Here is a 13220-nt window from a genome sequence, read left to right as displayed (position 1 = left end):
TATATCTATTAAGACGTTTAAATTTTATTTTAGGGATTGAAATGAAAAAAATATTCATTGCAAGTGCGTTGCTGCTGAGCACACATTCCAATGCATTGACCACTCAGTATGGTGCTCTAGTTTTTGGTGATTTCACATCGCCACATTCGACCAGTATTGGTCCTTTAGCGATTGGACAAAATGCTAGCTTCAACGGCTACAGTATTTTATATGACAACACTAACTTTCCTTCAGATGAATACTCTTTGATTATCGGCGGCGATTTATCATACAAGTCTGGTAGAATTTACCAAGGAAGTGCAATTGTAAAGGGTAATATTAGTCAAGTCTCCGAAACCATCTATCTGGGACTTGCAGAAGGAGCGACTCTAGCGAGCTCTTCTGTATTGCCGATCGACTTCGATCTGTTAAAGCAAGACAGTGTCAAGTATTCATCTATACTTAGCGAGCAAGAATCTGTAGGAACTGTAAACTACCAATGGGGTGGTCTTTACTTAGAAGGGGATTGTACCAGCCCTACTCAAGTATTTAACCTAGATGGCTATCAACTGGAAGACGCACACACCTTAGCTCTAAACTGTATTCCAGAAGACGCGACTCTCATTGTCAATATTAGTGGCGATAAACCCAATTTCAAGCCGCTCAGCAATATCAGTTTGTCCGATTTCACTAATCATCGTCAAAGAACTATCTTCAATATTTATGAAGCAACTTCCTTATCTATTTCGGGTGTAGCGCTTGAAGGCTTTGTGTTGGCACCCAACGCCGATGTAAATGCACCTTCAGGAAATTCAAATGTTGGGATTATTGCTAACAGTTGGCAAGGTTCAATGTCATTAGGTTACCTTCCTTTTGAAGGTAACCTCCCTATTGAAACTGGTCCAGCACCAATTCAAGCTGACGTTAAATGGCATTGGCAAGAAAGCAACTTTATGCCTGAGTATGTCCAAGTAATGGGTACACCTATAGTTGGTCAACTTAATGATGACAATGGAGATGGTAGCATTGATAGCGCTGATGTTGCTGATGTCATCGTCGTCACCTTCGCCAACAACCAGTATACAAAACCCGGTGTTGTGAGGGCTCTAAGTGGTATTGACGGTGCTGAACTTTGGGATTACTCAGACGGTCCCGTATATTCAGATCCTCGATTTACTCCAGCTTTAGCAGATTTAGATGCTGATGGGTTGATTGATATCGTCGTCGCTGACAACGCTACCAATGAGGTACGTATCATCAATAACGAAGGTATCGTCAAAAGAGCGTTTTCCAGAGAAGACAAATACGTAGGCAATGTTAGTATTTCCGACTTAGATAGCGATGGTGTTGCGGAAATTCTCGTCGGCACTTCCGCTTACAGTTACTCTTCTGGGTTACTCTACAACCTTGGTCTATGGCGACCTGACTATGTCATTTTTGATGCCGACGGCGATCAAAACCAAGATTATTTTGGTGGCGGCACACTCTATGACGCCTCAGGCAACATTGTGTGGTCATATAGCGGTTGGACAACCGCTTGGTTCTCCTCAGTAGCCAACCTTGACGAAGACCCACAACCTGAAATAGTTGTAACCATTGCAGGGACAACCCCTACGAGTCATACCATTGCCGCACTGAACCATGACGGCACTGTAATTTGGGAAAAGGTCGGCGTTCCGGGTAATGGCGGCGGCGCTCAAACTATTGGGGTATTTCTTGAGGATGACAAACTAGGTATTGCTTACGCAGCATTCGACAAATTGATCATGTTAAACGCTTCTGGAGAGCAAATTTGGTCGGTTGATATATTCGATAAAAGTGGAAAAATGGGTGTCACATCTTTCGATTTTGATGGTGACGGCCGAGACGAAGTTATCTACCAAGATCATCACAAGGTAGAAGTCCTAGACTCGCTCACCGGAAAATCCCTGTTAAGCGTCGAAAACTCCACCGACACGTTATGGGAGTATCCTATCGTTGTTGATCTGGAAGGCGACAATAATGCTGAATTGATCATCGTCGCGAACAATTACTCCTCTGAATGGAATAGCCATAATGGGGTTAGAGTCTTTGGTTCTGCATCAGAACAAAAACCATGGAAACATGCGACACGTATTTGGAATCAACACTCCTATCACCAAACCAATATTTCTCAGTCTGGCGAAGTGCCGAAATATGAGCAAGCTAGTTGGCTGTTGAACAACTCTTACCGTTCAAGCACAATGAAATAGGCTTTTAAAACTAACACTTGGTGGAGTTATCTCCATCAAGTGTTTTCAAGCTATGACAGCTAGTGAAATTTAGGTCTATAGCAAAAGGACTTATATAGACAAATGAAACCTAATATTTTAACAACAACTGTTATGTTGTTGGCTTGTTCGTTGTTTATTTTTGGCTACTTTTCCTTTAAGAGCTCGCTTGCAACCAATGCCATTGAATCTCGAATTGATCACTTTTTACGACAAGGTAGCCCTTCGTTGAGCAAGAGCGATGAATCGTTGGCACATATGGAGTCCTCTTTATTTGTTTTTTCCGCTCATCAACTAAACAGCTTTATTTTATTTAATCAGTGGCGTTCATACTTAAATCAAGTCGATAACCCAAATCCAGATTGGTTCACATTGCTAGGTACCAGTGCCCACATTCGGCCTACGTGGTCCAATACTTATGTTGAGTTAGCCAAACTAACATCATCACTTCAGGAAGAGTTGGCCTACCAACAACTTGCTTTGCTATTTGGACCATACTCTCTCTCGAGTCGTCTTCTGCTTATTGATAGTACGTTTTCCAGGTGGGAAGAAATTGCTGTAGAACAGAGAGTTGATGCATCACAACATCTCATCTCCATTGCCAATTCTTGGAGACACCGTCCCAAGCTAAACTCCATGATTACCCTCTCTGAGGGAAGCCAAAGAATTTGTAACCTTCTGGTTTTCAATGAAATCAAGGTGAAAGCTTGTGGCTAACGTTTCTAAAGGCCCTTTTATTACACTCTTCTTTTTCGTGCTTCTATTTGGCAGTGCTTCAGTTCTCAAATCTGCAGATATTTTGGGAGACCAAGTGCGAGAAGCTGAAATCATGATGGGTGGTGCCATCTATCTTCATCTTTGCGGCTCTTTTTTCTTAGGCATACTTTGCCGACTTACATCTAGAAGTAGCCGTTGCTTTGGATTGCCGCTCCCTGCTCTGTTCGTTTTGATATTGGTCGTGTTAGATGAGTCGATACAATCTCTAATTCCTTCAAGACAGTTCTCTTGGCTAGATATGACCGTTAACGTTTTTGGTGTGCTGTCTGGTACATATTTTTGCAGTGTTATTGCGATGGCGTGGTCAAAAACCAAAGCGTCTGACTAAATGACCATTTACGGCCCGTCGCTGGCATTTTATATCATCTCAAATCTGATATAGTTTCTTTAATCAAAGTGTTGAAACCACTTTCAAGGAATAATCATGAAAAGTACAACCACCATTTTTGGTGTGGCAAGCTTAGCCATTTCTTCAATGACATTTGCATTCGAAAGCGACGAACAACGCGATTCTATCGTGTCACAACTTGGTGATGTCCCGACTGAGGAAACTTACCAAAGCGTCTTGTTCGAGAATGCAGAGCTTGCTGTCGACATTCTAACCCTATTGTTGGATATCGAAGGCGTAGATCCTCAACTGGCAGTGCAAGCCGCTATGACAGCTGCGCCGGATAACGCATTAGAAATCGCGCAAGTTGCACGTGATGCAGGCGTTGCAAGCGAAAACATTACGACTGCAGCCCTGTTGGCAGGGGTCGACCCGACTCAAATCGCAGAAGCAACCGCCGCAGGTATACAAACAGCCTCAGTTGGCCCTGCGGCTCCATCTGCGCCAGCAGTGGGTGGACAAGGTGGTGGTGGCGAGGAAGTTATCTCACCAAACTAACAGACTTGCTCTCGGTATTTGTTTTTATAAAGCCCGGCATTTGTTGGGCTTTTTTGTTGTATTCTCATTCTGAGCGATCTACATGGCAACGTTTGAAAAACCCTCTTTCTACTCCCTTCTAACCCTTATTGTCTGGTTGCCGATTCCGCTCGGTAGCAACAGGGATTGGGCTTGGTCTATCGCCGAAATATGGATAGCACTTCAATCGATAATGCTGATTATCGCTTATCGTGGAAACCTACCTTTTGAACCACTTAAGCGATACAAAACACTGCTTTTCGGTCTCATGGCATTTCAACTGTGGGTGTTTGTTCAAACGCTGCCAATGCATTGGGAATGGTTATCGATCCTTTCGAGCAAAAGCGCTGAAATATATCAGTTGGTCGGTGCGCCAGAAGGGTTCATTTCTTTAGATTCGCGAATGACGTTATCTTCGCTGTTTAAAGGCATTGCCTACACCATGTTGGTTTTTAATGCCATTTATCTCGTAAATTCCAGCCAGCGACTTAAGCAGGTCGTATTGATGATTGTCATAAGCGGCACCCTGCAAGCCTTCTATGCGGCAATGGTGGTATTGCTTGATTTGAATGAAAGTCCGGTGTTTGGTTTTAGTGAAAAAGGGATAGCAACAGGCTCATTTGTCTATAAAAACCACTTAGCCAATTATCTGATGATGGCGTTATGTATGGGGTTGGGATTGATTGTTACTCAACTACACACTAGCCCTTCTGACTCCCGCTTTATGTTTATTACACGACTACTTGAAGGCATTCTGAGCAGGAAGATGTACATACGTTTATGTCTTGTCATTATGGTGATTGCACTCGTCATGACACGTTCTCGCATGGGTAACACGGCATTTTTTGCAGCGACCGCCATCGGTGGTCTCATTGCGCTGATCTTTTACAAGAACAAACCCCGCGCCCTAACCGCATTGGTGGGAAGTGTTATCGCAATAGATACTATCGTTGTCGGCGCGTTATTTGGCCTCGAAAACGTCAAGCAACGCTTAGTCGAAACATCACTAGGGGCGGAATCTCGAGACCAAGTGGTCATTTGGTCACTCGATATTATTCGTGATTTCCCGTTTACTGGAACAGGCATGGCGAGTTTTTATACGATATTTCCAATGTATTCAAAGGCGGACATTGGATTCTACGACCATGCGCATAATGACTACATTCAATTTATGGTTGAAGCGGGTATTCCCGCCACATTACTTCTGGGTATCGTTGTTCTTTTCGCTTTTTGGCGCGCCTTTACAACAATCAGAACGCGGCATAGTAAAACGATGAAAGGGATCGCATTAGGTTGCATCATGTCCATCATTGGGATGCTTATCCACATTAGTGTCGATTTTAATCTTCAGCCTATGGCCAACGCGCTGATATTCATATTGATTCTGTTCCTAGCCAACGCAAGTGCTGTGTTACCGGCAACAGGAAAATTGGTGACCATAGGTTCGTCTCAACGCAGTGAATACAATGCTGAGAGCACTGAGCATGTTTGATCGTATCCTTGTTGTTTGTACTGCTAACATCTGCCGCTCACCGGTCGCAGAGGCGTTGCTTAAAGCGAATCTACCTAATCACGTCATCGAATCAGCGGGTACCATGGTTGCGTCTAGCAATTTATTGAATGCGAGTGCGCACCAACACTCTCTAGGGGTGTGTGAAGAGCATGGGTTTGACATTTCTGCCCATTCGGCTCGGCAACTCACTCCTGAATTATGTGCTCAGTTTGACTTAATATTAGTAATGTCACATGAACACATCGATGAAGTCGCTCTGCTTTCTCCTGGCTCTAGAGGCAAAACAATGCTTTTAGGGCAATGGATTGGTCAAGGTGATATTGACGACCCAGTCCACCAGCCCAAGGCATCGTTCGATGTACTGTTTCGTACCTTGGTTCGCGCCACTAACGCTTGGGTGAAAAAGCTCACTTAGCAGCAACAAAAAAACCGCCATAACGGCGGTTTTTGACAGAAAAATCTCAAAGTCATTGGCGCTGAGACAAGGCGTCACGCAAACGAATCTCTGGGAGCTTAGTTCACTAAGCGACCGGAGTGAGTGAGCGAAGACAACGCAGTATCAGTGCCAAAGGCAAAGAGATTTAGCGTTCCCAGTAAGCTTCTTCTAGCGAATCTTCCCTCTCAGGAAGACCACGTGACAAACGTGGGGAGTGTTGCGCCAGCACTTCATAGCTTACACGGTTCGCGTATTTACATACTTGCGAGAATGAGCTGTAGGTGAGGTATTGGAAGCTGTGTTTACTTGAATTAGGCACGTTATCACGATGGTAGCGGTTTGCTGACATATCATGAAGTACTGCTGATAGTGCGCCGTCACCTGCGCCATTGGTGTTTTTGATGCGCTCTGGACCACCCATGTATGGGGCGATATGCGAATATACCTTGGATGGGGTATCGCAATCTTTCTTCATCATTGGGCGACTGAATTCGTACATGTTGAACTCAGCAATTGGGCCTGGCAACAGAGGAAGCGTTGTTTCTCGCTTAGCACTGTCTTCAGTGTAACCCGCCATGTAAAGACCAATCGGCCCAGCAGTACACAACACCATGTCCACCCAATCAAGCGCTTTGTCGGCGGCAAGTAATGGATCTGACTCGCCCGTCAATGCTTCGGCTTCTTCTTCATTCATCGCAACCACTGAAACGTGCTCTGCTAAGAATTCACGCCACCATTGTGGGTTGTTCTGAATCACATACTTTGTTCCCATGGTCATCACCACTGGCACATCGTATTTCTTTGCGTATTCGATCGCTTTCATCGTCGCTTCAGGCATTGGATCGCCTTCTTTGCAGCGTACTAGGTAAGCGGTCAGCACCAGAGCTGATGCATTTTTGAAAATATGCTCAGGGATCGATTCTGGTGTCAGTTGGTTCATCAAGCCTTCGCTGATCGCGAAGGTACGTTCACCCTCTTCACTGATCAGGGCATAACAACGACCAATCGGGCCTTGAACCGCTTGAAGGTAGTTCAAGTCCATACGACTAGATGTATTACATAGGTAGCGATACGCATAACTACCAATGGTGATGTCGCGTGACATAACCCCTAGCAGTATCGATTTATCATCGGCCAACGTCGAGTAGTTGTGCAGCGTGTTACCAATTGTACCCCCCGCAAACTCGTGGCTAATCATGTTGTTCTCTTTTAGTTCTTGATATAGCGCTTCAGCGCGTTTGTCATCAATCACCAAAGAATGGCCTTTGCTCAATTCGTACTTAGCAAGAAACGCATCATCGACCTTGGCTTCAATATCAACCAGAGTCTGGTCAATACCAATAGCATGCGGGCGTTTTAGCTTGCGTTGTTCACTCGCTTGGACAAGTAATGGATCACGGGCATGTACGGGGAAATAATGCTTAGACTTACGTTGGCCTGGGAATTTCATGATTCGATGCGTCGTAGTTGGGGGTGAAAGTGAGAATTCTATCACACAAATTTGAGCTGGAAACTCCCAGCGTACAAATTGGTGCGACAGAAATTCACTACAACCTCAATGGCACACTACCAACCTTGGGTGTGACGCTCTACCAGTTGGCGCATCATATCGATGTGTGCCGGTGAATCATTCAAGCATGGAATAAAGCGAAACGATTCACCGCCCGCCTCAATAAAGCTCTCATGACATTGTTCTGCAATCTCTTCCAATGTTTCAAGACAATCAACCGAAAAGGCAGGAGAGATAATATCAAGGCGCTTAACACCTTCACTTGGCAGTTTCTCAAGTGTTTTATCGGTGTAGGGTTGAAGCCATTCTTCGCGACCGAAACGCGATTGGAATGTCGTCTTTATTTTCACGTCAGAGTTTAATCGAGCAATTAAACGTTCCGTCGTTTCATGGCAATGCTCTCGATATGGGTCCCCGTTATCAGCATAACGTTTAGGAATGCCGTGATAAGAACACACCAACATCTCTGGCTTTCCATTCTGTTCCCAATGGCTTTCTATAGACTGTGCTAACGCATCGATATAACTGTCTTCGCTGTAATAGTGATTAACAAAACGAAACTCAGGGATCACAGGCTGAGCCTTCAGCGATTTCGCCAACTTATCAAACACTGCCGCTGTCGTCGTTCGAGAATACTGAGGGTAAAGTGGCAACACCAAAATCTTGTTACACCCTCTTTCTTGCAATGCACTCACCGCCGATGCCAAGCTCGGTTCGCCATACGTCATGCCCATTTCAACAGGAATGCCCATCGTTTTTTCAAGCGCGGCTTGTTGACGCTTTGAATACACCATCAAGGGTGAACCTTCATCCATCCACACACTTTGATAGAGCTTGGCAACCTTCGGTGAACGAACGGGAAGGATAATTCCGTGCAACAAGGGGCACCAAAGCCAGCGTGACATATCGACCACACGTTGGTCATGAAGAAATTCGCTTAGAAAAGCGCTAACGGCTTTTGCTGTTGGGGCCTCAGGTGTCCCTAAATTGGCGAGTAACACGCCAACGTTGTTTTTGTTATTTTCCATTTAAACCTGCTTGAACAGAGCATGATTACTAAAATGTCTTTGCGAAGATTAGCGGGTTTCTCGGCAAAGGCAAAGCGTGATAAACATTGAGTGTTATACCTAAGTTAAATGAAGAACAGGATTCAGGTTGCTTAGGTATAAATAACGGATTCTATACGTAAAACATCAACAGTTCAGTACTTCGCTGCTGGCCAAAGAGATCAAAAAAGGGCAATCCTAAGATTGCCCTTTTTGCATCGAAAAATAGGAATTAACCTAGTGCTTTCTCGATTGCAGCGCTAACGTCAGACACTTGCTGAGTACCATCGAATTTCAGGTACTGGGTGTTGCCCGCTTCTGCTTCTTTTTGGTAGTAAGCGATCAACGGTGACGTTTGCTCATGGTATACACCAAGACGAGCCAATACTGTCTCTGCTTTATCGTCATCACGAACCACCAAATCTTCACCCGTCTCGTCATCTTTACCTTCCACTTTTGGTGGGTTGTAAACAACATGGTAAGTACGACCTGATGCTAGGTGAGCACGGCGACCACTCATACGCTCAACGATCACGCTGTCAGCAACGTCAAATTCCAACACGTAGTCAACGTTTACACCGATTTCTTTTAGGCCATCAGCCTGAGGAATCGTGCGTGGGAAGCCATCTAACAAGAAGCCTTTCGCACAATCTTCCTGCGCGATGCGCTCTTTTACCAGACCCAGAATGATATCGTCAGATACCAATTTACCTGCGTCGATAACTGCTTTCGCCTGTTTGCCCATTTCAGTGCCGGCTTTAATCGCAGCACGCAGCATATCACCAGTAGAAATTTGTGGAATTCCGTATTTTTCCATGATGAATTGAGCTTGTGTGCCTTTACCTGCACCTGGAGCACCCAGAAGAATGATGCGCATAGTTATCCCCTTTCTTTACTTTGGCGTTTCGCAAAAACCTGAAACATACACGGTTATGGATACCTAAACAACCTCACGTCCTGTGTTTTAGCACGTCAGAGCACGTTTCGAGTGGTTTCCCACTAAAGGCTTATTGCACTGACATTTCTACTTTGCGCGGTAAAAACCCGTGCAACACATGACAACGCGTAACCACAAGGAAATTTAGGTATAAGGTATGAGTAAGCCCAGCAACTCGGCTGGGCTTACTTCATTGATACATATTTATCTAAAGACGAATAGGCCGCAATTAGCCTTTAGTCAGAAGTTGATTCACCGCAGTCAAAAACTGTGATGGATCTTCGATTGAACCGCGCTCTGCCAGCATAGCTTGACCAAGCAGCATTTCCACCCAACGTCCAAACACGGCTTCGTCAGCTTCGTCTGCCATTTGCTTAATTAGCGCATGCTCTGGGTTAAGCTCAAAGATGTACTTCACTTCTGGGGCTTGCTGGCCTGCAGCCGCCAGTAACTTCGCCATCTGCGTGCCCATTTCAAACTCGTCAGTCACCACGACTGCTGGAGTTCCAGATAATTTGAAGGTGGTACGAACATCTTTCACACGCTCGCCAAGGTACATTTTGGCTCGCTCAACCACTGATTCAAATGCTTTTTGGGTTTCTTCACGTTTTTCTTTTTCTGCATCGTCGTCAAACTTACTCAGATCCAAATCCGCTTTGGTAATTGCTTGGAACTGCTTGCCATCAAATTCAGGCAAATAGCTCATTAGCCACTCATCAATGCGGTCATACATCAAGACAACTTCAATGCCTTTCGCGTTAAACTGCTCTAGGTGAGGGCTATTTTTCGCCGCCTGATAGCTGTCTGCAGTCAAGAAGTAGATCTTATCTTGCCCTTCTTTCATGCGGGAAACGTAGTCAGCCAACGATACTGTCTGCTCGCTGCTGTCGGAGGTTGAAGATGCAAAGCGCAACAAGCCCGCGACCTTCTCCCTGTTAGAGTGGTCTTCAGCTGGGCCTTCTTTTAGAACCAAACCAAACTCTTTCCAGAAACTTTGGTATTTTTCGGCGTCGTTATTAGCCAGACGCTCAAGCATGGTCAAAACACGTTTTGTACATGCATTACGTAGAGTTTGCGTCACTTTGTTGTCTTGTAAGATTTCACGCGACACGTTCAACGGCAAATCGTTAGAATCAATCAAACCACGGATGAAACGAAGGTAGTTCGGCATGAATTGCGCAGCGTCATCCATGATAAACACTCGCTGAACATAAAGCTTCAGGCCGTGTTTGTGGTCGCGGTTGAACATATCCCATGGCGCTTTTGATGGAATATATAGCAAGCTAGTGTAATCATTCTTACCTTCAACACGGTTGTGACTCCACTGCAGCGGGTCAGCAAAATCATGCGATAGATGTTTATAAAACTCTTTGTATTCTTCTTCGTTGATGTCTGACTTAGCGCGAGTCCAAAGCGCTTGCGCCTTGTTTATTTTCTCCCACTTGCCAACATCCGTTTCGTTGCCTTCTTCGTCGCGCTCCTTCGTCCACATTTCAACCGGAATACCAATGTGATCAGAGTATTTTCCGATAACGTCACGAAGACGCCATTCATCAAGGAACTCTTTGTCATCTTCACGAAGGTGCAATGTGATAGACGTACCGCGCGTTTCTTTAGTGACACCTTCAATGGTGTAATCACCCTCGCCCGCCGACTCCCACAATGTGGCTTCAGCGTTATCTGCGCCAGCAGCGCGAGTGGTCACTGACACTTTATCGGCAACGATAAACGCAGAATAGAAACCTACACCAAACTGACCAATCAATTGGCTGTCTTTGGTTTGGTCATCGGAAAGCTGTTTGAAGAAATCCGCGGTGCCTGATTTTGCGATTGTCCCCAAGTTCTCAATCACGTCTTCACGCGTCATACCAATACCATTGTCATCAATGGTCAACGTGCCCGCTTCTTTGTTAACACTTAGGCGAACACGCAAGTCACCATCACTCTCGTACAGTGCGGAATCGGAGAGTGCTTTAAAACGCAGTTTATCTGAAGCATCAGACGCGTTTGAGATCAATTCACGTAAAAAGATCTCTTTGTTGGAATAGAGTGAGTGGATCATGAGGTGCAGCAATTGCTTTACTTCAGATTGAAAACCGCGTGTTTCTTTTTGTTGTGTGGCTTGGTCGCTCATTGTGACTCCAAACAAATATTTAGTTCTATTAGAGATATACCGAAACAACCTGGGGCGAGTGCACCATCAAGTTACTTGGGTATGCTCTTTCTAAATAGGGTCTCAATGTGGCTTTTCAAGTCCTAAATTTCATTTTTTGATTTCTTGAGGTCTTTTTCTCAATTCGAGTATAATCTCCTTCAATTTCGTTCTAGTTCAGACATTTTCCTCCTAAATAGTTTGAAATTCGCGCAGGTTAAAAAATATCGAATGATCAATAAATCGAATCGTTACCTTTTGGGAGAGCGTTTTGTCTTTTCTCCCAGTGAAAGCTCATTGATCGATCTTCATGAAAATGATGACCTCGTCCGATTGGGCAGTAACGAGTGCCGAGTGCTGATGGTTCTCATCGAGGAACCACACGCTATCGTTACCCGTAACCGCATCCATGACTATGTTTGGCGGAAGCAAGGCTTTGAAGTTGATGACTCGAGTCTCACACAATCTATTTCAACGCTTAGAAAAGCTCTAAAAGATTCTACAAAAAGCCCAATGGTTGTAAAAACCGTGCCTAAACGCGGGTATCAGGTGATTTGTTCTGTCGAAGCGTACGATGACCAAATGGTTGTCGACCTCCCTCAAACCGATGAATCGGTGTTGGTCGAATCTAACGTGGTTGAGCAACCCGCTGATACGGTGGAGAGTAACGAAGCGGTGCCGTCAGCGCCAGCTCAGCACCTAGTCAATGAGCCGTCTGAAGTGCCGAGTCAGCTTCCACCACAAGAAGCAACGGCAACCCTATTCAAAACGCCTTTAGGCTCGTGGGCAGCGTTGATTGTGGCTCTACTCATTCCTCTAACCTTTCATTTCTATTCAACCCCGAAATCTGAAGCTTTTCACGAAATCCTCAACGTCCAATCTGTCCCTGTTTATGTGCCCGTCACGAACGCGCGTATTAGTCAGTGGAAGCCCGTGATTGAGCGCTGCGTAGCAAAATACATTAGTTTCTACGGTCAGAGCAGCGTGTTGGATGAAGTGATAGTGACAGGCGGTCAAGATAACCAAATCTCATTGAACTACATACACACTGCAAGCGATGCGGACGATAATCTCACCTACGTTCTGCTAACGAGCCAAGAGGAGAGTCACACACTATGTCGTTAATGAACGCACCCCGAAGACGAGACCAAATCAAGCGTCTTGCTCCTTTCTTTCTTCTTATTTTCTCTTTGTTAGGTAGCGGCTGGGTATACCTTGGCGAAGATTTCAGAACCGCCAATCTGCTGCTGTCTAAGCACTGGAATTCACGCACGATCAATTACATTGAAGAATCCTCTTACCGTGATGTGACTGGCCTGACGACGACGGAACAAAACAGCAACATGGTATTCTTGCCCGATAACACCTATTCGCGGGACACTCAGATCATATTGAAAAATGAGTCCGACAACATTCAAGTCGTGATGTCCGTTTCGGAATCTGGTGAATGGGAAGTCAGCGGTGGTTATCTCAAGCTGAAGCTGGGTGAAATCAAGGATGTGACAACGGGAGATACCACTGAGTTTTCAGAAGAAGATCTGACACTGGTTCGTACGTTTTATCGATTAGGGGCAGAAAAAGTTCGCCGTATCGATGTGCTAAACGATGGTTCATTGCTTCTTACAAGTTTAAACCATGGCTCAATGGTGCTTTACAGTAAGTCGTCGTAGTCGTTCATTTCAGCAAATAAACATAAAAAAATGCCGCTTCATGGAAG

Annotated in this window: 12 protein-coding genes; 8 read left to right on the top strand and 4 right to left on the bottom strand. The window is 45.1% G+C overall.

What is annotated here, in order from left to right:
* Positions 1-41 precede the first annotated feature (41 nt).
* From Q365_RS0119655 to Q365_RS0119630, 6 genes are all read left to right on the top strand, one after another.
* A complete protein-coding gene (locus Q365_RS0119655; protein WP_035025394.1) occupies positions 42-2210 on the top strand; it encodes a choice-of-anchor A family protein in 2169 nt (722 codons plus the stop codon).
* Positions 2211-2312: 102 nt separating this feature from the next.
* Complete coding sequence (locus Q365_RS0119650; protein WP_028024948.1) at positions 2313-2945, top strand: hypothetical protein; 633 nt, start codon at positions 2313-2315, stop codon at positions 2943-2945.
* The gene (locus tag Q365_RS0119645; RefSeq protein WP_028024947.1) at positions 2938-3333 is read left to right on the top strand and encodes a VanZ family protein; all 396 of its coding nucleotides are present in this window, start codon (positions 2938-2940) and stop codon (positions 3331-3333) included. Before Q365_RS0119650 ends, Q365_RS0119645 begins: the two co-directional genes overlap by 8 nt.
* Positions 3334-3429: 96 nt before the next feature.
* Positions 3430-3891 carry a hypothetical protein gene (locus Q365_RS0119640; RefSeq protein ID WP_028024946.1) on the top strand — a complete coding sequence of 154 codons (462 nt, stop codon included), beginning with the start codon at positions 3430-3432 and terminating at the stop codon, positions 3889-3891.
* An 82-nt stretch (positions 3892-3973) separates the two neighbouring features.
* Positions 3974-5401: an O-antigen ligase family protein gene (locus tag Q365_RS25910; RefSeq protein ID WP_051563836.1), complete on the top strand. Its 1428-nt coding sequence runs from the start codon at positions 3974-3976 to the stop codon at positions 5399-5401.
* Positions 5394-5837, top strand: a complete 444-nt coding sequence (locus Q365_RS0119630) for a low molecular weight protein-tyrosine-phosphatase (RefSeq protein ID WP_028024945.1) — start codon at positions 5394-5396, stop codon at positions 5835-5837. Before Q365_RS25910 ends, Q365_RS0119630 begins: the two co-directional genes overlap by 8 nt.
* A gap of 166 nt (positions 5838-6003) precedes the next feature.
* Here the strand turns inward: Q365_RS0119630 and Q365_RS0119625 are convergent, their stop codons facing one another.
* From Q365_RS0119625 to htpG, 4 genes are all read right to left on the bottom strand, one after another.
* Positions 6004-7308 carry an inosine/guanosine kinase gene (locus tag Q365_RS0119625; RefSeq protein ID WP_028024944.1) on the bottom strand — a complete coding sequence of 435 codons (1305 nt, stop codon included), beginning with the start codon at positions 7306-7308 and terminating at the stop codon, positions 6004-6006.
* Between the two features lie 116 nt (positions 7309-7424).
* A complete protein-coding gene (gene hemH / locus Q365_RS0119620; protein ID WP_028024943.1) occupies positions 7425-8396 on the bottom strand; it encodes a ferrochelatase in 972 nt (323 codons plus the stop codon).
* A gap of 250 nt (positions 8397-8646) precedes the next feature.
* A complete protein-coding gene (gene adk, locus Q365_RS0119615) occupies positions 8647-9291 on the bottom strand; it encodes an adenylate kinase (protein ID WP_028024942.1) in 645 nt (214 codons plus the stop codon).
* A gap of 289 nt (positions 9292-9580) precedes the next feature.
* Entirely contained in the window at positions 9581-11485 is a 1905-nt protein-coding gene (gene htpG / locus Q365_RS0119610; protein ID WP_028024941.1) for a molecular chaperone HtpG, read from the bottom strand.
* Positions 11486-11734: 249 nt separating this feature from the next.
* On the opposite strand from htpG, the gene Q365_RS0119605 reads away from it, so the two are divergent.
* Both Q365_RS0119605 and Q365_RS0119600 read left to right on the top strand, forming a co-directional pair.
* Positions 11735-12628 (top strand): transcriptional regulator, encoded by an 894-nt coding sequence (locus Q365_RS0119605; RefSeq protein ID WP_028024940.1) that lies wholly within the window; start codon positions 11735-11737, stop codon positions 12626-12628.
* The gene (locus tag Q365_RS0119600; RefSeq protein ID WP_028024939.1) at positions 12619-13173 is read left to right on the top strand and encodes a regulatory protein ToxS; all 555 of its coding nucleotides are present in this window, start codon (positions 12619-12621) and stop codon (positions 13171-13173) included. Before Q365_RS0119605 ends, Q365_RS0119600 begins: the two co-directional genes overlap by 10 nt.
* Positions 13174-13220 lie beyond the last annotated feature (47 nt).

The organism is Enterovibrio calviensis DSM 14347, assembly GCF_000621165.1.
Taxonomy (GTDB): domain Bacteria; phylum Pseudomonadota; class Gammaproteobacteria; order Enterobacterales; family Vibrionaceae; genus Enterovibrio; species Enterovibrio calviensis.
This window is presented reverse-complemented; position numbering and strand designations above follow the sequence as displayed.